The organism is Parabacteroides acidifaciens (assembly GCF_003363715.1).
Taxonomy (GTDB): Bacteria; Bacteroidota; Bacteroidia; order Bacteroidales; family Tannerellaceae; genus Parabacteroides; species Parabacteroides acidifaciens.
Genome location: NZ_QREV01000003.1, coordinates 91,920 through 113,462 on the forward strand (window position 1 = coordinate 91,920; position 21,543 = coordinate 113,462).

A 21,543-nucleotide genomic window follows, 5' to 3' on the forward strand; every position below is an offset into this window, starting at 1 on the left:
CTTGTTCGCTTATTTGAAATAGTACAGGAAGATCGCAATGCCTTCTAATGCTTTCTTCGGCTGGTCCTTGATTTCGATGGCAAATTTAATTTCTGCCTTGGCAACCCCGCGGAGGTCGGATAACGTCTGGAGCTTGGCGGTCAGGCGGATGCTCTGGCCGGTCAGGACGGGCTGGCCGAACTTCATCTTGTCCATACCGTAATTAATCATCATCTTCAGGTTATTCACCTCGATAATCTGGTCCCACAAGTGCGGAAGAAGCGACAATGTCAGATAGCCATGCGCAATTGTGCTGTGAAACGGACTTTCCACTTTGGCGCGTTCCGCATCGACATGAATCCATTGGTGGTCCAGTGTCGCGTCGGCAAAAAGGTTGATACGTTCCTGTGTCAATTCGATATAATCGGATGTCCCGATCTGCTGGCCTACCAGCTTTTCAAAGTCTGCATACGAGTTGATAACTACTTTTCCCATTATTCTTTTGTTTAGTAAATTACAATCTTATCGGTTCTCTTGGGTGCCACTGCGGTAAGTTTTTACCGGCAGTAACAAAATGCTCCTGCAATTTTCGCGATAATTCCTGGAATAAACAAATATTTTGGCAAGATTGGATGACGCGCAGTCCATATAGATTGTCTATATTTGTTGAGCCAGGGAGGAAATGTAAGCTTGCCTCCGGTTGAACAAAAGGGGCGCTTAATAGCGTCTGTGTCCTGGCGGGCTTGACCCGCCATCTCATGCTATTGTTAATCAGATTAGTGTGAGATTGCGGATCAAGCCCGCAATGACACAAAGAGGCTTTCAGTATTAAAGTAGATAAACCATTAAAGTTAATTGTCATGGAAAAGAAGTTTTGTCAGAGTTGTGGTATGCCACTGCAAACCCCCGAAGAGATGGGGACGAATAGCGACGGGAGCAAGAACGACGAGTATTGCTGCTATTGCTATAAGGACGGTGCCTTCACTTCGGATTGCACGATGGATGAGATGATCATGCACTGCGCGGAGTTTGTAAGCGAGTTCAATAAAGGCTCAGGCCTTGCCCTTACAAAAGAACAGGCGATTGCAGGCATGAAAGAGTTCTTCCCGACTTTGAAGCGGTGGGCTGCGCAGTAAATTTGCGTGAGTAGGGATGAAAAATAGCATCCACTCGGACGTAATATAGATTTAGTTCCATATAATCCTTGTTCGACGAAGGTCGGACAGTTGTTTGACCCTCGTCGAACAGCTGTTTGACTCCCGTCGGACAGCTGTCCGACCCGGGTCGAACAAGGATTGCATGGGCGCTTCCTGTAAACGGAAGCAGGGTGAGCAAAATCAGGAAGCAGGAAAAACAAAAAAACACAGCAGATGACGGCACAATACAGCCTATTTAAAAATCCCGGCGAAGAAGGAAAAAAAGGAAAACCCACCTTACACGCCCGTTTAGTGAACCAACGTATCATTCGCACGGAAGAACTGGCCGAATACATATCGGACAGTTGCTCTTTCAGTACGGCTGACGTGAAAGGAATGTTGGAAGCCTTGAAGAATCGTCTGGCAACCGGCTTGAAGCACGGAGCGATTATCGAGTTGGAAGGGCTCGGCACGTTTACGGTCTCGATGAAATGCCCGGCACTTATGGAGGAGAAGGACATCAAGCCGAAACACGTACAGTTTAACAAAGTGGTGTTCCGCTGCGCCAAAGAGTTGCGTAGGGAATTGAAGCACATGGAAGTGGAGCGTTCCGGAGAGAAAAGCCGCCTGAAAGGTTTATCCGCCGACAAGCGGAAAGCGAATATCCTGAACTACCTGCAGGCGAACGAGACGATCTCGTCTTCATCCTGCCGTGGCTTGAACGGTTGTTCCAAATATATGGCCTTGAAAGACCTCGGGGAGTTGCGGGAAGAAGGGATAATTGTACGGTTAGGCTATCGCTCGAACGCACAATACGGGTTGGCGAAACAGAAAGAAAGCGAGGCGGCAAATGGAGAATGAAGATAAAAACAAGAAGTTGCAGATCCGTAACAGCACGGCGGAGTTCCTGATATTCCAGCTTCAGAATAAAGAAGAAGGCGTTGAGGTGCTTTACCGGGATGAGATGCTTTGGTTGACGCAGAAGGCGATGGCTATGTTGTTTGAAGTGGACAGGACGGTAATAACCAAACATTTAAAGTCTATTTTTGATTCGGAAGAACTGGATAAGGATTCAGTATGTGCAATTTTTGCACATACTGCCCAAGATGGGAAAGAATATCAAACCAATCATTACAATCTGGATGCCGTCATCTCCGTCGGCTACCGCGTCAACTCTATCCGTGCCACCCAGTTCCGCCAATGGTGCACTTCCGTACTCCGCCAATTTGCCATTCGCGGCTATGTGGTAGATAAGAAACGGATGGAGAACGGCTCTTTTATCGGGGAAGATTACTTCGAGCATCTGCTGGCCGAGATCCGGGAGATTCGTTTGAGCGAACGGCGTTTCTATCAGAAGGTGACCGATATCTATGCGACCAGTATCGACTACAACAGGGATGCGCCGACCACCCGTATGTTCTTTAAGAAGGTACAGAACAAACTGCATTATGCCATCCATCAGCATACAGCAGCCGAACTAATCATGTCGCGCGCAGACGCCGGCAAGGAACACATGGGATTGACTACGTGGGAAAACAGCCCGAATGGAAAGATTGTGAAGACCGATGTCAGTATTGCAAAGAACTATCTTCGGGAAAATGAGCTGGACGAAATGGGGCATCTGGTCAACGCCTTTCTTGACTTGGCGGAAAGCCGCGCGAAACGGCATATTCCCATGACGATGGAGGATTGGGCGACGCATATCGACCGCTTCCTGCAATTAGACGACCGGCAGCTTCTGACTGACGGTGGACATATCAGTGCGGAGGCGGCGAAGATGCATGCAGAAGCAGAGTTCGAGAAGTATCGTATCGTTCAGGATCGCCTGTTCGAATCGGACTTCGATAAGGAGATAAAAGGCTTGTTTGAAGACTGAAAGGTAATTGCAGCCTTTTGCAACTTAACTCTGTTTATTTTGTTGATTTTATATAGACAGAGTTAAATTGCAGTTTTATGGGGAAGACGAAGAAAGTTATAGGGTATACATTGGGAGGTGTGTTATTGCTGGCCGCCGGCTTGTTCCTGCTTAACCTTCATCTGACAAAACGGCTTGAACGTTACCTGCGTAAAGAACTGATCCACCGGACGGCGGAGGCGACGGATGGCTTTTATACCCTTTCCTTCGATAATCTTTCCATCAGTTTTTTCAAAGGAGAGTTGAAGCTCGAAGGGGTGAAGCTGTTTCCCGAACCGGCAGTCTTCCGGAATTGGGAAAAGAAGGACAGCCTGCCTTCTGTCTATGTAATGGCACAGGTTGGCATGATTGACTTTAAAGGGGTGAACCTGACTTGGCGGTGGAGTTACAAACAGTTGCATTTCGATTCGTTTGAAATCCGGCAACCGGACATACAGGTGTTCAGCCCGTATTATTCGACGCGTACCGGAGTGAAGGTGAAGCAAGAGCCGAAAGCCAAGACTTTGTATGAGGTGATCTCTCCTTATATCAATGAATTGACGGTCCGCAGGCTCGATCTGGAAAACGCCAGCGTCTCCTATTCTGTTCAGAATCCCGCCTTACCTATAATATATGCATTGACGAATGTGAGTTTCCATGCGTATGGTTTCCGGCTGGATGAGAACTCGTCCGAAAGCGGGAAACTTCTTTATTGCGATAACTTCGACTTTATCACCAACCAGCCCCAGACGTTGCTGACGAACAATGATTTCCGCCTGCAAACGGAGCGTATCTTGTTGAGCACGGAAGATTCGGTTATCTCTATTTCCGATATCCGTCTTACCCCGCAAGGCGAATTGTGGGAGAAAAGCCGGCGGCGGCCGGACAGCTACCTGGATGCCCTGATCAGGGCAGTCGAGGTGCGGGGGATACAATTCCGGCGCGAAAATGCACTGAACTACCTGACTGCACGCTCCTTCGATATCACTTCTTCGGATATACAGGCCTTTAATCTGGCTGGTGAAAGCCGTCCCGTGCAAACGGATTCCCTGGTAAGTTCTCTGTCGCTATATGATGTGATCTCGCCGGTCCTGCATTCTGTTTCCATCGGGACGATCGGGATCGAGAAGGCGAAGCTGCAATATTCCCTTGCCGTAAAAGATAAAGTAGAGGTCTATAAACTGGCAAACTTCGACTTTCATGCGTACGATTTTCAGGTGGACTCTGCCTCGGAAGCCCGGCATGGCCTCTGGTACTCGCGCAACTTTTCGTTCGAGGCGAATGATATTGAGGGCATGATGACAGCCCGTAATCATCGGTTTACGGTGAAACGCATGGCGCTGGATACGGAAAGCGGGGACTTTAATCTGGAACAGGTTCGTTTGCACCCGCTGTCGGTCCGGAGCCGTAACGATTATATGTCCGGGAGTATCGATACGGTTGGCATTCGTGGTTTGCTGTATGACAAAGGGATTAGTGCCCGGTTGTTGAAGGTCGATCGGCCGGATTTTCATTATGTGGTGGCTCCTTCTTACAGGAAGAAGGATGTGAAAACAGCGGCCCCTGCGAATAGCCGGGTGGATGTGGAGGCGATTCTGAATCCGTTCCTGCGCTATCTATCCGTTAAACGGGTGAGCCTGAATAACGGAAATGTGGCGGTGGAAGACAAGAGCGCTGCCGAGCCGGTCACTTACAGGCTGAATGACTTTAACTTCTTTGCCACGGACATATTAGTGGATCAGGAGACGGGGAAGGGTAAAGGGCTGTTCTTCGATTATCAGGACATGGGCTTTAGTTTCAGCAATTTTGATAATTACCTGCCGGGAAAAGAGTATCGTCTCTCGGTTCGGAAAGGACAGTTCTCTACCGTAAAAGGTGTTTTGCAATTGCAGGATATTAAACTGCTTCCGGAGGAAACGGACAGGCAGAAGGGGAAAACATTCGTCCGGTTTTCGTCTCCCGAACTCCGTATAAGCGGGTTGAAACGCATACCGGAACGTCCGGAGCGGAACATACGGCTGACTTCATTTCAGGTGGATTCGCCCGATATCCGGGTGTTCAAACCGGATGGCGGCGGATTGTCGGCTTCGCTCGAACGTTTAGCGTTGGATGGCATTTCCTGGGACAGCACGTCGTTGAAGTTGGGGACAATCCGGTTGGAAAGTCCGGTTGCGGATATCTATCCCGGCCGTTATCCGGATACCTTGTCCCGTAAGGCGAAGAAGGAGCCGGTGGATTTATATGCGACGTTAGGAAAGATTGCCGGAGAGATATCTTTGGACAGGTTCAGCCTGACCGATGCGAATATACAGTATGCTTATTATGGTAAAAGCGATTCGTTGCAGCATCAGAAGCTGGATACGACGAACCTGTTTGTGGAAGGATTGACGGTGGACAACCGCCGGCGTTCCTATAAACTGGATGATATACGCTTCTCCACCCGCAACTTGGCGTTTCCGTTAGATAATGGTTTCTACACTTTGCAGGTGGGCGGTGTGGACTTGACTAAATCGAGTGCGCTTGTCGAGCATATCCGTCTTGTCTCTCCCTACCCGAAGATGGAGTTTGCCTATTTGCAGCCGCGTCATGCGGATTGGTTTGATGTGAGTGTCGGAAGCGTTTCCCTGACCGGTATCGACCTGCCTTCCTATTTCACGGATAAAGTGCTCCGGATCGACGATGTGCAAGTGTCGGACGCAGTGTTGCAGAACTTCAAGAACCAGCAGATTCCGGGACCCCGGCATATCGTTCCGATGATCTATTCCGGCCTCCAGAAGGCGCCTGTCAAACTGGATTTCAAAAGGGTGGGAGTGAAGAACTTCTCTGTTGTTTATGAAGAGTTGGCAAAGAAGGGGACGACGCCCGGCAAGCTCTTCTTTACGGATATGAACGGTACGTTTTCCGGCTTCACGAACCTTGTTTCCCGTCCGGACCAATACATCCGGCTGGATGCTGGCGGCAAGCTGATGGGGCAGGGGGTGTTTACCGCGACATGGAAATTACCTGTCGATTCGCTGAACGACCGTTTTCTGTTGAATGCCCGCCTGGATAGTTTTGACCTGACGGCCTTGAATGAGTTGATTGTCCCCTTGGCTTCGGCCGAGGTCCAGAGCGGGCATGTCCGGGGAATGACATTCAGCACGGAAGCCTCCAGCAAAGGTGCGACCGTAGAGATGCTTTTCCTGTATAATGATCTGAAAGCAGCCCTGTTGAAGGAGAAGGACGGGGAACTGACGGACAAGAAGTTCCTGACAAGCCTTGTCAACCTTATTTTAAAAAATGATAATCCGGATAAAACAAAGAATGGTTATAACAATCCGCGTCATTCGAATGTTTCAATAATAAGAGATCCTTATCATTCCACCTTCAACTATTTGTGGCAGATATTGAGGCCGCCGCTGATCGAGTCGGTCGGTGTCTCCAAAAAGAAACAGGATGCGGCTACACATGTCGTGACTTTCTTTACAAAGGTGAAGAACTTCTTCCGCGGTAAAAAGAAAGTGGAGGAGAAAGCCGTTCCGGAAGGAAATGAAGAAGATACTTTATCATTGGAATTTGAACCGGTAAATAATTAAGAATATGGATTATACAATTACTCATTATCCCGAAAAGAATCGTTTCGAAACGAAGTTGGATGGCGTAACGGCCTTTGTACAGTATCGTCTGTCCGGCGACAAACTGGATATTATCCACACAATCGTTCCCCCGGCCATTGAAGGCCGTGGAGTGGCTGCCGCTTTAGTGAAATACGCTTATGATTATGCAATCGAACACGGAATGAAGCCGTTGGCTACCTGCTCGTATGCCGTTGCCTGGTTGCACCGCCATCCGGAGTATGCCGGATAAAGAGGTCAGTCCTTTATCTCGACACCCAGCATCCGCACTAAATCCAGTGCTTGCAGGGAAGAGACGGAAGCGCCCCGTAGTTCGCTACCGGCAAGGCTGCTGATACGGATGCCGGATATTTCGGAATCCGACAGGTCGATCCCTTTCAGGGAAGTCCGGTAGAACTCGGCCTCGATCAGGTTGCAGGCCTCAAAAGCGACGCTTGTAAGTTGGCAACCTTCTATTCCGGCTCCCCGGAGGTTGCAGCGGATGAATTGTATATAGCGCAGCTTGCTCATCGAAAGATTCATATATTCTCCCCGGCATTCGTCAAACGTGATATGATTGAATATCCCGTCTGCCATATTGGTCCCCATTAGTTTGCACCCGAGAAACTCCACCCGGTGGAAGCCGCAGCCGGTAAAGTTGACGTTCGACAGGTCGCAGTTCTTGAAAACCACGTCGCTGAACTGTGATTTCCTAAAGCTGCACTCCCCGAAGCTGCAGTTGGCAAAAACGCAGGACTGTACCGAAAGATTATCTTTCTTCAGCCCTTCTATGCGCAGGCTCTTGAAAGCATACTCGGTTAAATCTTCGTCGTTCTTCTCTAACGCAGTCTGTATGTCTATATCTTCGTGCAGTGTGCTTGCCAAACGGGGTTGTGTAATTTTCATATAATGTCTGTTTTTTTGAATGTCCGGGTAAAGATTTTTGAATGTTCCGGTAAAGATACTTACTACCGGGGTAAATGGATAAAAAAAGAGGACATATCTTTCGATATATCCTCTTTTGTAGTCGGGATGAGAAGACTCGAACTTCCGACCTCCACGTCCCGAACGTGGCGCGCTAGCCAACTGTGCTACATCCCGTTTTTGATTACGGCTGCAAAGGTACAACTAATTTTTAAACGACAAATACTTTTGCTGTTTTTTTTTCATTCTTGCCGTGATTTTTTCGCCCCACCACCCAATCTCCAATTTCTTTGAATATTTTTCATCAAATAATTTGGACTGTAACAAATAATGTTTACCTTTGCACCCGTTAAACAAAACAACGGTGCCATAGCTCAGTTGGTAGAGCAAAGGACTGAAAATCCTTGTGTCCCCGGTTCGATTCCTGGTGGCACCACTTTTAAGAAAAGAAAAACGATGTAAATCCCTGAATTTCAAAGAAGTTCAGGGATTTTCCATTTCCAAGAATAGGCAAAATAAGTGGGATTAAAGCAAACTATACGTTCTTATTCGGGGGACGGTTTTAGAAAGCCCTGAATGTTCCACTAATCAATAGTTACTTCATTCTTTTACAGCACGTTGCGCTATTTTACATAACAGAGTCCTCGGTTCGATTTCCTAACTTTGTATCATTAAAAATTGAGCAGTATGGAAAGAAAAAGATTCAGTGTTTTGTTCTTCATCAAGAGAAGCAAACTGTTAAAAAACGGAGAAGCTCCCGTGCGTGTGCGTGTCACTTATGACCGCTTGTATGTGGAACTTCAACTAAAACGAAGCGTAAAAGTCCCACTTTGGTCGCAGGACAAAGAGAAATCAATAGGCAAAGACCGCAATTCCGTAGAACTAAACCATTACATTGATGCCTTGCGTGTGAAATTCTATCAAATCTACCAAGATTTAGAACTGGAGGGAAAGATTATTTCTGCCCGTGCCATAGTAAACCGCTATCAGGGAAAGGACGAAACTTTCAAGACATTATATAATGTATTCAAGGAGCATAACGACAACTGCCGGAAGCTAATCGGAACGGATTATGCCGACATTACCGTAAGACGTTACGATAATTGCCTTAAATATCTTATGGAACTGGTGAAACGGGATTATAAGGTAGATGATATTCTACTACGTGAAGTAAACGGGGAATTGGTGCGCAACTTTGATTTATACCTGAAAACGGAAAAGCATTGCGCACAGAATACCGTTATCCGTTATATGAAGTGTTTCAAGAAAGTGATAAACCTTGCCATTGCAAACGAATGGATAACAAAAAATCCGTTTGCCGGAATCAAGTTTCACGAGGTGGAAGTAAACAAACAGTTCCTTAGCCAAGCCGAAATAAATAAGATATGGCAGAAAGAGTTTAAGATAGAACGGCTGGAACTGGTACGGGATGTATTCATTTTCTGTGTGTACACCGGATTGGCGTTTATAGACGTATATAATTTACGCCCCGAACATATTTCCGAAGATAGTAACGGTAATTTATGGATAGTAAAAGCCCGTGAAAAAACAAATAACCTTTGTAATATTCCACTTTTGAGCATTCCGAAACAGATACTTGACAAATACAAGGACAATCCGTATTGCCTTGACAAAGGCGTAATGCTGCCTGTCCCTTGTAATCAGAAGATGAACAGTTATTTGAAAGAAATTGCCGACCTATGCGGAATTAGAAAAAATCTGACCACGCATACCGCAAGACATGTGATTTCTTCTTTCTGATTGAAATACAAGGAATTATAGAAGACCTATTTGATAACAGGTAACGATTTAGAAACGAGCGAACTACTCTAATTCGCTATGTTTTGCATTAAGTCAAAAGAACACTTCATTACTTTGCAAAGATAGTATTTTTTTGTTTATCTGCTATCTTTTCTTGCCGTAATTTTATAGCCAAATTCCTATAAACTTTATAGTTGTCGAATTTTTCTCTCTTTTTATTATAACAGATGGCGGACTCCGGCCCGAGCTGCTCGCTGGCGGAAGCGTTGAGCAAGCAGGATTTGTTCATCAACTCCACGCTGGCGCAACTCGGCTACAACATACTGTGGAAGATGTTCCGAAACGGAATGATCGAGCATCAAGGGCTGTTCCTGAATTTAGAGACATTAAAGGTCAATCCGATAAATGTATAAGATTTGAACCTATTAATATTTTTCTAATTTTTAAGCCTATATTGACTTGGGGTTATCCCCTCGTATCTCTTAAAGAAGCGAACAAAGTGCTGTGGATATTGAAACCCCAGTTTGTTGGCAACTTGCGTAATGCTCTTTTCCGGATATAACAACGCTTCTTTGGCTATGTCAAGCATCTTCAACTGTATATATTCCTTGGCAGATTTTCCCGTTTCTTTTTTAACCAAATCCCCGAAATAGTTAGGAGACAAACATATTTTATCCGCGAAATACTGGACGGAAGGAACGCCGTTTTGCAACGCGGATTCAGAATTAAGGTATTCGTCGATTAACTTCTCGAATCGGCTCAGCACATCCAGATTCATATCCTGACGGGTAATGAATTGTCGCTCGTAGAACCGCATACAATAATCCAGAAGTAACTCGATATTAGTACATATCAGGCTTTTAGTGTGTTTATCAATGGCGTGTTGCAATTCCGCCCGGACAATGGCCAAGCAATTATGAACAACCATACGTTCTTCTGCGGAAAGATGGAGTGCTTCATTTGCCTCATAGGAAAAGAACGTATATTTCTTAATTTTCTGTCCCAATGACGTTCCTCGAATGAAATCAGGATGGAACAATAATCCGATGGATTTGGGTAATGTTCCTTCAATGCGTGTATAACCGACCGTCTGTCCTGGAGCAAAACTAACTACAGTTTTATCATCGAAGTCATAATGATTTTTTCCGTAATTGATAATACACCCTTTGGTCTCTTTTAGAAAGATCCCGTAAAAACCGACAGTCATCCGATAGTTTCCCTGACTTTCGGGCCTGTCGAAATCGACCATATTTACTAATGGATGACGAGTTTGAAACCCGAACAATTCGTTATATTGTTCAACGGTGTCTATTTTCATTATTTCTTCCATACAACTTCTGCTTATTGATTTCACTACAAAAATAGTGATTATTTTATCATTTGGGTTCATCCCAATCTATGAAAAAGTAATCGGGGTAAATATTTGCACAAATTCCGTAATTTCGGTAATACGCTTGCTGTTCAATAAAATACGGGGACTTCAAAATCAGTAATCGGGGTAAATTCTTCCTTGGTTTCGGTACATCGGTTCTTGTAAGTTCCCTGTAATTTTGCCACCATAAATCATAAGGGTATTGAATCAAAAAACAATAAACTCAATAATTATGAAACGTATTTTATTTTTAGCAATTATGGCAATAACCGTTTTTACAGCATCTTGCAACGGGCAGTCTCGTAAAACAGATGGTTCTTCTTCCCAATCTAAGAAAGTGCTGATTATTTCATCGAGTCCCAGCAAGGGCGGTAATTCAGATTTACTGTGCGACGAGTTTCTCCGAGGTGCCAAAGACGCAGGGCATGAAGCGGAGAAGGTATTTCTGAATGATTTGGACATCCAATTCCTGCGGATAAAAGACGATTATACGGACCGCAATCTTGAAATCAATGATGACGCTCCAAAAGTCGTGGCAAAGATGATAGAGGCCGATGTTATCGTGATGGCTACTCCTATTTATAACGACAATATGTGTGGCCAGATGAAAACGATGATGGACCGGGTTTTCGAGAGGGAGAGTGAAGTAAAGAACAAGGAGTTTTATTTTATCATGACTGCCGGAGGTTCCAATACGGGATGTGCATTGTTAGGTTTCCGCAATTTTATTCGGTATCTGCCCGGTTCCAAGGAGAAAGGGGTTATTCAAGGAACGGGGATACATTTGAAAGGGACCGTGAAAGGAAAGCCTGTGATGAAGGAAGCCTACGAAATGGGGAAAAACGTATAAATAAACCAAATAGAGAATTTTAAAGACAAGTTGTTATGAACAAGATTGTTATCGCTGCGCTTATTGCCTGTATGCCGATAATCGGTCAGGCACAATCAATCAGCCAAATGGAACAAAAAAACATTAGAAATATGGAAAATCTGACATTGACAAAAGAATGGGATAAGACATTCCCGCAAAGCGACAAAGTGAATCACACGAAAGTGACTTTCATCAACCGTTACGGCATCACGCTGGCAGCTGACATGTATGTACCGAAGAATGTTACCGGAAAACTATCCGCCATCGCCGTCTGCGGGCCGTTCGGAGCTGTCAAGGAGCAGGCCGCCGGACTTTATGCACAGACAATGGCCGAGCGAGGTTTTCTGACTATCGCTTTTGACCCCTCCTACACCGGAGAGAGTGGCGGCGAACCCCGTTACGTGGTATCGCCCGACATCAATACCGAGGATTTTTCGGCAGCCGTCGATTTCCTTGCCACCAACGACAAAGTAGATTCCGAACGGATCGGCATTATCGGTATCTGCGGCTGGGGCGGATTGGCCATCAATGCCGCAGCAGCCGACCCGCGTATCAAGGCGACCGTGGCCTCCACGATGTACGACATGAGCCGGGTGAATGCCAACGGTTATTTCGATGCGGACGATAGTGCTGAAGCCCGTAACATTCTCCGTAAAAAGCTTGCCGCACAACGTACCGAGGATTTCCGCAACGGTTTCCCGAAACCGGGTGGTGGCGTTCCCGACGAATTGCCGGCTGATGCTCCGCAGTTCTTCAAGGACTATCATGCCTATTACAAGACTTCACGGGGCTATCATCCGCGTTCGCTCAACTCCAATCAGGGACGGAATGCGACGGAAGCCATTCCGTTCATCAACTTCCCGCTTATGAGCCGTGCGGACGAAATCGAAAATGCCGTGCTTGTCATCCATGGCGAAAAGGCACATTCCCGTTACTTCGGGGAAGATGCGTTCAAGAAGCTGCAAGGCGACAACAAGGAACTGATGATTATCCCCGGAGCCAGCCACACCGACCTATATGACAGGACAGAGACCATTCCTTTCGACAAAATAGAAACATTCTTTATCAATAACTTCAAATGAACAAAATGATGAAACAGACTTTGATTATCCTTCTTGTGTTGATTTTCGGTTATGGAATCACACAAGCCCAAGAAAACGACCGTATCCCGGCCAAAGGTTTTGCAGTATTTTCGGCAGATGACACTTTCCATCCTCACGAGTTTACCCGTCACGCAATCGGTGCCAACGACATACTGATCGAAACGATGTATGCGGGAATCTGCCACAGCGACCTGCATGCGGCATGGGATGAACACAAGGCTCATGGCATTTCCGGTATTTATCCTATGATTCCCGGACATGAAATAGCCGGACGCGTGGTAAAGGTTGGAAAGAATGTGACTAAATTCAAGGTCGGTGACTATGCCGGTGTGGGATGTATGGTAAATTCCTGCGGACATTGTACTTTCTGCGACATGGATAAAGAACAGTTCTGCGAGAACGGAACGACATTCACCTACAACAGTATCGACCGTTATCATGAGAACGAACCGGCGATGGGCGGATATTCCAACAATATGGTGGTAAACGAGAGATTCGCCATCCGTATCCCTGAAACAGCAGACATGAAACGGGTCGCCCCGCTGCTTTGTGCCGGAGTAACCATCTGGTCCCCTATTCATTTCAGCAAGGTAGGGAAAGGGGACAAAGTAGGCGTAGCCGGTTTTGGAGGCTTGGGACACATGGCCGTGCAATATCTTGTGAACCTCGGTGCGGACGTTACGGTTTTCGACATCACGGAAGAAAAACGTGCAGATGCAGCCCGTATGGGAGCATCTCGCTATGTGAATGTGAACAATGAGGCGGAGATGAAAGGCCTGAACAATGCGTTCGACTTCATAATCAGCACCATACCGGCGCAATACAACCCGCTTATGTATGCCCGGATGCTGAAATACGGGAAAGGAGAGATGGCCATAGTCGGACTGCCTGAAACCGCGACAATCAATGTGGCAGATTTGGCTATGGGCGGAGCTGCCAACCGTAAAGTGTACGGCTCGCTGATAGGCGGCATCAAGGAAACGCAAGAGATGATGGACTATTTCGTGGCACACGATATCTACCCGGAAGTTGAAGTCATTTCGGCCAATGCCGCCGAGATCGACAAGGCTTACCGCAATGTGCAGGATGGGAAAGTCAAATTCCGTTATGTGATTGACATGAATACATTGAAATAACCGGTAGAATCCATCCGCTATGGAAAGGCAAAATAGATATTGTCCAAAGAAATGGCTTGTATTGATCCTGACATTCGGGGTGTTCGGTATCATCAATACCGAGATGGGGGTCGTGGGTATCATTCCTCAGATTGCCGAAACCTTCGGAGTGACAATTCCACAGGCCGGATGGACGGTGAGCGTATTTGCGCTCATCGTCGCCATTTCCGCTCCAATAATGCCGCTCCTGTTTTCAGGGGTGAACCGACGGACAGTCATGTTGTTGGCATTGGGCCTTTTTACCGCAAGCAATCTGATTTCCATTTTTACCGAATCATTTGCCGTGCTGCTTGTCGCCCGTGCGTTACCTGCTTTTCTGCATCCGGTTTATGTTTCTATGGCCTTCACGGTCGCGGCTCAGTCTGCCCTCAAAGAAGATGCATCGAAGGCCGTATCAAGAGTATTCATTGGAGTGTCGGCCGGAATGGTGTTGGGTGTCCCCGTAACGAGTTTCATCGCCAGCCACACTTCATTCGCCGTAGCGATGGGCTTTTTCGCCACTATCAATGCTCTCGTGTTGCTGGCTACTTTATTTTGTGTGCCCTCAATGCCTGTTCGTGAAAGGCTTTCATACGGGACCCAGTTATGTGTATTGCAAAAACCGGATGTATGGTACTCGGTTCTGTCCTTTACGCTGATTAACGGCGCAATGTTCGGATTCTTCAGTTTCATGTCCGATTATCTGAACCGTGTAACAGGACTCGCATCCGATACGGTCAGTGTGCTGTTGTTGGTTTACGGTATTGCGAATATCATAGGAAATGTACTTGCCGGCAAGATGTTTCCCCTACATAGACAACGGTATATGATTGTAATGCCCATGGTCATGTTTGCCGGATATCTGCTGTTGTTCCTTTTCGGAGCGCACAACATCATTGCAGGCGTTTTGATTCTGCTTGCCGGATTATTGGCGGGCTTTGTCAATATCGTCGGGCAGTATATGATTTCCAGCTCGGCCGCCGAAGCCCCCGATTTCGCAAACGGGCTCTTCCTTACCGCTGCCAACTTCGGCACAATGGCCGGAACCGCTCTTTGCGGGGCATTCATCACGGTAGCAGGTACTCGTTATTCGTTGATGGGAACTTTATTGTTCCTCGTATCGAGCCTGTTGTTCGTAGGGCTCCGCTATCGTACAACCCATAAATTGAATAAGAAATTAAAAACAATCGAATTATGAAAAAGTGGTTATAACCTATGATTCTTCTGTCAGGATTGACCCTGACGACAAGTGCCTGCTCTCCAGTTGATGAACCGGACAAAACGGAAACCCCAACTCCGACACCTGATCCCGATCCGAACCCTGATCCGCAACCTACGGATGGACGGGCATTGGTGGTCTATTTCTCCTGCACGAACACGACCAAAGGCATTGCCGACCGGATTGTCGAGGCGACAGATGCGGCGACTTGGCGCATAGTGCCCGAAGTGGCTTACACGTCCGAGGACTTGAATTACAACAATTCATCATCCCGTGCCAACCGAGAGCAAAACGACCCATTGGCACGCCCTGCCCTCAAGGGCAAATGCGAGAACCTTGCCGACTACGATGTGATTTTCCTCGGTTATCCTATCTGGTGGGGTAAAGCTCCGAAAGTCATTTTCACTTTCCTCGAAAGCCATGACCTCACGGGCAAGACCATCGTGCCGTTCTGCACATCGCACTCCAGCGGCATCGGTTCGAGCGATACCGACTTGCACCGTCTGGCGACCGGAGCAGAATGGAAACAAGGACGGCGGTTCAGCGGAAACGAATCGGAAGAAACTATTAAAAATTGGATTGAAAGTATGAACCTGAATTTTAATAATGATACGAATGCAGGGGCATTCGACCTCTCGAAAGGTACGAACGGCAACGCCCCGACAGTGAAGTTAAGCAGCGGTTACGATATGCCGATTCTCGGATTGGGTACTTACAGCCTGCACGGAGCCACTTGCGTCAATTCCGTAAAAGCCGCGCTTGCCTCCGGTTTCCGCAAATTCGATACAGCATCCATCTATGGCAACGAGGAGGAAGTGGGGCAAGGTGTCCGCGAATCGGGTGTACCGCGTGAGGAAATTTTCGTGGCGACCAAGCTCTATCCCAACCAGTATTCCAATCCAGAAGCCGCCATCGAAGAGTGCCTGCGCAAACTCGACATCGGGTACATCGACCTTATGCTGCTTCATCATCCCGGTACGAATGACGTGAAGGCATACAAGGCAATGGAAAAATATGTGGCGGCAGGCAAAATCCGTTCGATAGGCGTATCGTGCTACTATGTCAAGGAGATAAACGAATTTCTGCCTAAAGTGAATATCAAGCCGGTATTGGTTCAAAATGAGGTTCACCCCTATTATCAGGACAAAGAGGTGGTGAAACATCTTCACGACCTCGGCATTATTGTCGAAGCATGGTATCCTCTCGGTGGCCGTGGACATCAAAAGGAACTGTTAAGCGACCCTGTTTTGTCCGAGATTGCAACCAGACACAATAAATCGGTAGTCCAAGTGATCCTACGATGGGACTTGCAACGGGGCGTGGTCGCCATTCCCGGTTCGAGCAACCCCGACCATATCAAGGAGAACATCTCGATTTTCGACTTCTCGCTGACCGACGACGAAATGGCACGAATCGCCGCACTTGACCGTAACGAGAAACATGACTGGTATTAAACAGAAGTGGAATTGCCTCAGAAATAAGAAAGATAAAATGAGATGAACAAACAATGGCTTTTATCCTTTTCTTTCCGTTGCAATCCTGTGCTTCGTCAGATAGCAAATCGGATGAAGCACAGACTTTACCACGGGATGATTTGAATGAGAATCTGGATAAGAATGCCGTTTTTCCTTATCAGTCACCCCTTCCAAAGAGAAAAATACAGCCTCAATTTCGAAAAATCGGAAAGTGTCGAATTAGTCCTAATAGACAATAATTAAGAAAAACAATTATGGTACATATAGCAAAAATAACGGTAGATCCTTTAAAGCTTGAAGAATACAAGAAAATTTTACAGGAAGAAATGGAAGCATCGCTCCGTCTGGAAAAAGATGTGCATGTACTGTATGCAGTTTGGGATAAAGAATATCCCAACCAGTTCACGATACTTGAAGTGTATAAGGACAAGGAAGCTTATGACAGGCATTTCAATTCACCCCATCTACAAAAGTATTTTGCAGAGACAAAGGAGATGGTAAAAAAACTCGAAATATCCGAAGTATTCCCTCTTATCGAGGGTATTCAGATGAAATGCATTTAATATCTCAAATAAAATCCAATAATTATGTTAGTAGAAACAAAAGCAAGAGTAGGCGTATTCTCCATTGCATTGGGTGCCTACTTGCCCCAATTCCCATCGTTAGTGCCTGAATTTGAGGTCCAGTATGAATCATTCAAAAAGATGATACCTGACACGGTGGAAGTTATTGACGGAGGTCTGGTTACGACCAAAGAGCAATCGCAGGCGGCGGGAAATAAGTTCCGTGCCGCAGACGTGGACATCGTAATTATGCAACTTCTGACTTATGCAACATCTTACAACATGCTCCCTGCTGTAAAAGACCTTGATGTCCCTGTCGTGTTGGTAAACATCCAGAAGTTGAAATCCTTGGATTACGTTCATACAGACATTGCATCCTGGCTGGGAGAGGGATATGCTTGTGGTGCAGTGGGCGAGATGGTTGCCGACCTTGAACGCTTTGGCAAGCGACATGCCGTTATTACAGGCGTTGCTGAGGGTGGAGACCCTGAAGTTCAAATACAAATCAAGGAATGGTGCCGTGCCGCACAAGTCAGAAGAAGATTCCGAGATACCAATATTGCTCAGATAGGACGTCCTTATCCAGGCATGATGGACTTGTACATCGATGAATCTAATCTTTATCGCCGTATGCATCTTTACACCAAACAATTTGATTGGGAGAAGATGTGGGCCATAGCGGATAATGTCACTGACGAGAAAGCTATCCGCATCAAGGCACAAGAGATTCTCGACACCTTCAATATAGAAGAAGGCGGTAACATAGAGGAAATGAGGGAAATGGCAAAATATGTCATTGCTTTTGAACAATGGGTCAAAGATGAAAAACTCGGTCTCATTGCCTCTCATTATGATGGTTATGCCCAAGGTAAGGCCGGAGTTCTCGACAGCATGCTTATTCCGGCATTCTCCATGCTTATCAAACAGGGTACTGCCTGTGCTGTTGAAGGCGATATGAAAGTTGCAATGGCTATGAGTATCATGAAGACCATTTCAGGAACGGGACAGCTTGCAGAGATGTACTCCATAGATTTCAACGATGACATAGCCATCATTGGACATAGCGGATCGGGAGATGCAGACATTTCGGCGAAAAAACCGACTATGAAGATTGTGAAAGTTTTTCATGGTAAAACAGGCGGAGGATATCTGACACAATTTTATCCTTATACGGGTCCCGTTACATATCTCGCCATTACCCAGAACGGAGAGGGATATTTCAAGTTCGTTGTTGCAGAAGGAGTAAATGAGGAAGGACCCATCCTTTCTTTCGGCGATACAAATATGAGAACTCGTTTTACTTGTGGTGCCAGGGAGTTTATGAATCGCTGGAGCGAATGCGGACCTACCCATCATTTTGCGGCAGCTACAGGAAGACATATCAATACGATATTGAAAGTTGCCCATATTTTCAATATTCCAGTTGATATTGTGACACGATAGATAACAATAATAGGAAACAGATAAAAATAAAAACAAAATGAATACTCAAATGAATTTCAATTTTTTCAACCCTACCCGAATCCTTTTTGGAGCGGGTCAGTTGAATAACCTGCATGAACAGATTATGCCGGGCAAAAAAGCCCTGCTGTTGATTTCTAACGGTAAATCGACACGAATAAACGGTTCGCTTAACCGCACCATCGAACAACTCGAAAAGGCGGGTATAGAGTACGCACTTTTCGCTAAAATCATGGAGAATCCTTATAAGGAGGTTATTATGGAGGGAGCAGCTTTCGCTCGTGAAAATGGTTGTGACTTTATCGTAGCACTGGGTGGTGGGGCCGTGCTTGACTCGTCGATTGCGATTGCGGCAATGGCCACCAATCCCGGTGACTTGTGGGATTATGTATGGGGAGGTACGGGCAAAGGCCAACCACTTCTGCATCCCGGTTTACCAATCGTGACCATAGCGACGACTGCCGGTACGGGGTCTGAAGTGAATTGCTGGGGTGTTATTTCCAACGAGGCGACAAATGAGAAAATCGGATTCGGGGCGGTCGAACTCAATCCCGTACTTGCCATTGTCGATCCCGAACTGATGCTGACCGTCCCTGCCAAGTACACGGCTTACCAGGGATTCGATGCCTTGTTCCATAATACGGAAGTAATGATCAGTAACGGGGTCAATGTTTGCAGTGAGGCCATCGCTCTTTCGGCCATCGAACATATTACCCGATACCTACCGCGAGCCGTGAAGGACGGGAACGACATCGAAGCCCGAGAACATGTGGCATACGGAAGTACTATGGCAGGTATCACGATGCAATTGACGAATACGACTGCCGAACATTCGATGGAACACTCGATGAGTGCCTATCATCATAATCTGCCGCACGGCGCGGGGCTGATTATGATCTCAAAAGCTTTTTACGAATTTTTCATCGAGCGTCATGCCTGTGATGGGCAATTTATCAAGATGGCACGTGCGATGGGAATCAAGGAAGCCGACAAACCCGAGGATTTCATTACGGCACTCGTTCGTCTGCAAGAGGAGTGCGGTGTAGCCGATCTCAGGATGAGTGATTACGGTTTCCGCCCCGACGAATCCATGACACTCGCCAAAGGAGCCCGTTCCATGCAGGGCGGATTATTTGCTGCCAATCCATGCGAGATGACTGACGAGGATTGCGCCGCCATATTTGATAAATCCTACCGTTGATGATGAAAACCGGACAAATAAGTTTTTCTGATGGGAGTAGCATGTGCGCTATCGGGCAAGGCACATGGAATATCGGACGTAATCCATTGAAACGCAAGGAGGAGACGGCTGCCTTACTCGCGGGAGTCGAGTTGGGCATGACGATGATCGATACGGCTGAGATGTACGACAACGAAGCCTTTATCGGCAAGGTTATCGCCGGTATCCGTAATAAGGTTTTTCTTGTCAGCAAGGTTCATCCTTCACACGCCGATTACCGGGGAACAATTGCAGCATGCGAAAAAAGTTTGCGGAAACTGGATACGGACTATCTCGACCTCTATCTGTTGCATTGGAAAAGCAGCTATCCATTTATCGAGACCATCGAAGCGATGAACGACTTGCAACGAAGCGGTAAGATACGGATGTGGGGCGTGAGCAACATAGATCTGCCGGATATGGAATTGATTGAGAATCTTCTGGGAGGATGCGCCTGCGATGCCAATCAAGTTCTTTATAACTTGCAAGAAAGAGGTGTGGAATACGATCTTATCCCGTGGTCAAGACAGTATGAAATGCCGATTATTGCCTATTCACCTATCGGAGAAGGTAAATTGATCAAGCAATCTGTATTGCAACGTATCGCAGAAAAGCATGAAGCGACGGCGGCGCAAATAGCGTTGGCATGGACGATTCGTCACCCAGGTGTTATGGCAATTCCGAAAGCGGCAAATGTCCGACACGTCGAAGAGAATTTCCACAGTCTATCGATTCGACTTGATGCAGAGGATCTGAAGCAACTGGATGCGACGTTTCCTCCGCCAACACACAAGGTTCCGCTTGCGGGATGGTAAATAATTGAGTTATAATAGTTAGTTTAATTGAAAATGATATGCAAGAAATTAAACAATGGACGATGAGAGCATGGCGGCAATTGCCATTTTGGACGGGGCAAAAGCCTTTTCTTCTCACATTACGACCCTGAATAAGTTCGTTTTTTACTGACTTTCAAAGTAGATTGACGATATGGAAAAGACTATTTTACTATTAGCCGTAATGTTTGCGGCATTTAACAATACTATGCTTATGGCTCAAAATAAAATTACACAGACCGCAGGACGCAGTATCCTCGGAGAGTTCGCTCCGAAATTCGCGGAGCTGAACGACGACGTTCTTTTCGGCGATGCCGTCTGGAATGATTCGACTCTTTCGCTTCATGACCACAGTATGGTCACTATCTCTATTCTCCTGGGGAAAGGGTTGATTGATTCCTCATTCCGCTCGCATTTGGAAATGGGTAAAAAGCACGGCATTACCCGCAAGGAGATTGCCGCCCTCCTGACGCAGGCCGCTTTTTATGCCGGCTGGCCCAACGCATGGGCGGGATTCCGTGTGGCGAAAGAAGTTTGGGCAGATGATACGGTTGGAGAGGATGCCAGAGCGACTTTCCAACGTGAGATGATCTTCCCCATCGGCGAACCGAACACGGCGTATGCCAAGTATTTCACCGGCAACAGTTACCTTGCGCCGGTTTCACGGGAGCAGGTGAACACATCCAATGTTACGTTTGAGCCTCGTTGTCGTAACAACTGGCACATCCATAAAGCCACGAAAGGCGGCGGACAGATGCTTATCGGTGTGGCCGGACGTGGCTGGTATCAGGAGGAAGGCAAACCTGCTGTGGAGATTTTGCCCGGCACGGTAATCCATATTCCGACTAATGTAAAACACTGGCACGGTGCAGCCGCAGACAGTTGGTTTGCACACCTTGCCTTCGAGATTTCCGGTGAAAACACCTCCAACGAATGGCTGGAACCCGTTACGGATAAAGAGTATGACAAACTTCAAGAATAAAACG

19 protein-coding genes, 2 tRNA genes and 1 pseudogene are annotated in these 21,543 nt (G+C 46.7%); 18 read left to right on the forward strand and 4 right to left on the reverse strand.

The window, feature by feature from the left end:
- Window positions 1-9: 9 nt before the first annotated feature.
- Window positions 10-474 carry a MaoC family dehydratase gene (locus tag DWU89_RS02180; protein WP_115498041.1) on the reverse strand — a complete coding sequence of 155 codons (465 nt, stop codon included), beginning with the start codon at window positions 472-474 and terminating at the stop codon, window positions 10-12.
- A 365-nt stretch (window positions 475-839) separates the two neighbouring features.
- Here DWU89_RS02180 and DWU89_RS02185 point away from each other — a divergent pair, with 365 nt between their 5' ends.
- The 5 genes from DWU89_RS02185 to DWU89_RS02205 all read left to right on the forward strand — a co-directional run bounded on the left by DWU89_RS02185 (window position 840) and on the right by DWU89_RS02205 (window position 6,855).
- Window positions 840-1,115: a zinc ribbon domain-containing protein gene (locus DWU89_RS02185; RefSeq protein ID WP_115498042.1), complete on the forward strand. Its 276-nt coding sequence runs from the start codon at window positions 840-842 to the stop codon at window positions 1,113-1,115.
- A gap of 234 nt (window positions 1,116-1,349) precedes the next feature.
- Window positions 1,350-1,976: an HU family DNA-binding protein gene (locus DWU89_RS02190; RefSeq protein WP_115498043.1), complete on the forward strand. Its 627-nt coding sequence runs from the start codon at window positions 1,350-1,352 to the stop codon at window positions 1,974-1,976.
- Window positions 1,966-2,991, forward strand: a complete 1,026-nt coding sequence (locus tag DWU89_RS02195; RefSeq protein ID WP_115498044.1) for a virulence RhuM family protein — start codon at window positions 1,966-1,968, stop codon at window positions 2,989-2,991. The genes DWU89_RS02190 and DWU89_RS02195 overlap by 11 nt, the downstream gene beginning before the upstream one ends.
- A gap of 77 nt (window positions 2,992-3,068) precedes the next feature.
- A complete protein-coding gene (locus tag DWU89_RS02200; protein ID WP_115498045.1) occupies window positions 3,069-6,584 on the forward strand; it encodes a DUF748 domain-containing protein in 3,516 nt (1,171 codons plus the stop codon).
- A 4-nt stretch (window positions 6,585-6,588) separates the two neighbouring features.
- Window positions 6,589-6,855: a GNAT family N-acetyltransferase gene (locus DWU89_RS02205; RefSeq protein WP_115498046.1), complete on the forward strand. Its 267-nt coding sequence runs from the start codon at window positions 6,589-6,591 to the stop codon at window positions 6,853-6,855.
- Window positions 6,856-6,860: 5 nt separating this feature from the next.
- Here the strand turns inward: DWU89_RS02205 and DWU89_RS02210 are convergent, their stop codons facing one another.
- The gene (locus DWU89_RS02210; RefSeq protein ID WP_115498047.1) at window positions 6,861-7,508 is read right to left on the reverse strand and encodes a pentapeptide repeat-containing protein; all 648 of its coding nucleotides are present in this window, start codon (window positions 7,506-7,508) and stop codon (window positions 6,861-6,863) included.
- A 121-nt stretch (window positions 7,509-7,629) separates the two neighbouring features.
- Window positions 7,630-7,703, reverse strand: a tRNA-Pro gene (locus DWU89_RS02215).
- 186 nt (window positions 7,704-7,889) lie between these two features.
- Between DWU89_RS02215 and DWU89_RS02225 the strand changes: the two genes are divergently transcribed.
- From DWU89_RS02225 to DWU89_RS02235, 3 genes and pseudogenes are all read left to right on the forward strand, one after another.
- Window positions 7,890-7,962: transfer RNA gene (locus DWU89_RS02225), tRNA-Phe, on the forward strand.
- A gap of 251 nt (window positions 7,963-8,213) precedes the next feature.
- Window positions 8,214-9,287 (forward strand): site-specific integrase, encoded by a 1,074-nt coding sequence (locus DWU89_RS02230; RefSeq protein ID WP_244205829.1) that lies wholly within the window; start codon window positions 8,214-8,216, stop codon window positions 9,285-9,287.
- Between the two features lie 233 nt (window positions 9,288-9,520).
- Window positions 9,521-9,700: pseudogene (locus tag DWU89_RS02235) on the forward strand (PRTRC system ThiF family protein); the annotation flags it as partial.
- Between the two features lie 23 nt (window positions 9,701-9,723).
- Here DWU89_RS02235 and DWU89_RS02240 read toward each other — a convergent pair.
- Complete coding sequence (locus DWU89_RS02240) at window positions 9,724-10,617, reverse strand: helix-turn-helix domain-containing protein (RefSeq protein WP_115498049.1); 894 nt, start codon at window positions 10,615-10,617, stop codon at window positions 9,724-9,726.
- A gap of 274 nt (window positions 10,618-10,891) precedes the next feature.
- Between DWU89_RS02240 and DWU89_RS02245 the strand changes: the two genes are divergently transcribed.
- The 10 genes from DWU89_RS02245 (at window position 10,892) to DWU89_RS02290 (ending at window position 21,539) form a co-directional block, all read left to right on the forward strand.
- The gene (locus DWU89_RS02245; protein ID WP_244205830.1) at window positions 10,892-11,509 is read left to right on the forward strand and encodes a flavodoxin family protein; all 618 of its coding nucleotides are present in this window, start codon (window positions 10,892-10,894) and stop codon (window positions 11,507-11,509) included.
- A 71-nt stretch (window positions 11,510-11,580) separates the two neighbouring features.
- Entirely contained in the window at window positions 11,581-12,612 is a 1,032-nt protein-coding gene (locus DWU89_RS02250) for an alpha/beta hydrolase (RefSeq protein WP_392391918.1), read from the forward strand.
- An 8-nt stretch (window positions 12,613-12,620) separates the two neighbouring features.
- On the forward strand, window positions 12,621-13,769 hold the full coding sequence (locus tag DWU89_RS02255; RefSeq protein WP_115498108.1) for an NAD(P)-dependent alcohol dehydrogenase: 1,149 nt from the start codon (window positions 12,621-12,623) through the stop codon (window positions 13,767-13,769).
- A 19-nt stretch (window positions 13,770-13,788) separates the two neighbouring features.
- Window positions 13,789-14,985, forward strand: coding sequence for an MFS transporter (locus DWU89_RS02260; RefSeq protein WP_115498051.1), 1,197 nt, complete (start codon window positions 13,789-13,791; stop codon window positions 14,983-14,985).
- 17 nt (window positions 14,986-15,002) lie between these two features.
- Window positions 15,003-16,460, forward strand: a complete 1,458-nt coding sequence (locus tag DWU89_RS02265; RefSeq protein WP_167451612.1) for an aldo/keto reductase — start codon at window positions 15,003-15,005, stop codon at window positions 16,458-16,460.
- A 275-nt stretch (window positions 16,461-16,735) separates the two neighbouring features.
- Window positions 16,736-17,044 (forward strand): putative quinol monooxygenase, encoded by a 309-nt coding sequence (locus DWU89_RS02270; RefSeq protein WP_115498052.1) that lies wholly within the window; start codon window positions 16,736-16,738, stop codon window positions 17,042-17,044.
- Window positions 17,045-17,068: 24 nt separating this feature from the next.
- The gene (locus DWU89_RS02275) at window positions 17,069-18,487 is read left to right on the forward strand and encodes an arabinose isomerase (protein ID WP_115498053.1); all 1,419 of its coding nucleotides are present in this window, start codon (window positions 17,069-17,071) and stop codon (window positions 18,485-18,487) included.
- Window positions 18,488-18,524: 37 nt separating this feature from the next.
- Window positions 18,525-19,706 carry an iron-containing alcohol dehydrogenase gene (locus tag DWU89_RS02280; RefSeq protein WP_115498054.1) on the forward strand — a complete coding sequence of 394 codons (1,182 nt, stop codon included), beginning with the start codon at window positions 18,525-18,527 and terminating at the stop codon, window positions 19,704-19,706.
- Window positions 19,706-20,539 (forward strand): aldo/keto reductase, encoded by an 834-nt coding sequence (locus DWU89_RS02285; RefSeq protein WP_115498055.1) that lies wholly within the window; start codon window positions 19,706-19,708, stop codon window positions 20,537-20,539. The genes DWU89_RS02280 and DWU89_RS02285 overlap by 1 nt, the downstream gene beginning before the upstream one ends.
- 172 nt (window positions 20,540-20,711) lie before the next feature.
- A complete protein-coding gene (locus DWU89_RS02290; RefSeq protein ID WP_392391917.1) occupies window positions 20,712-21,539 on the forward strand; it encodes a carboxymuconolactone decarboxylase family protein in 828 nt (275 codons plus the stop codon).
- The last annotated feature ends 4 nt before the right edge of the window (window positions 21,540-21,543 follow it).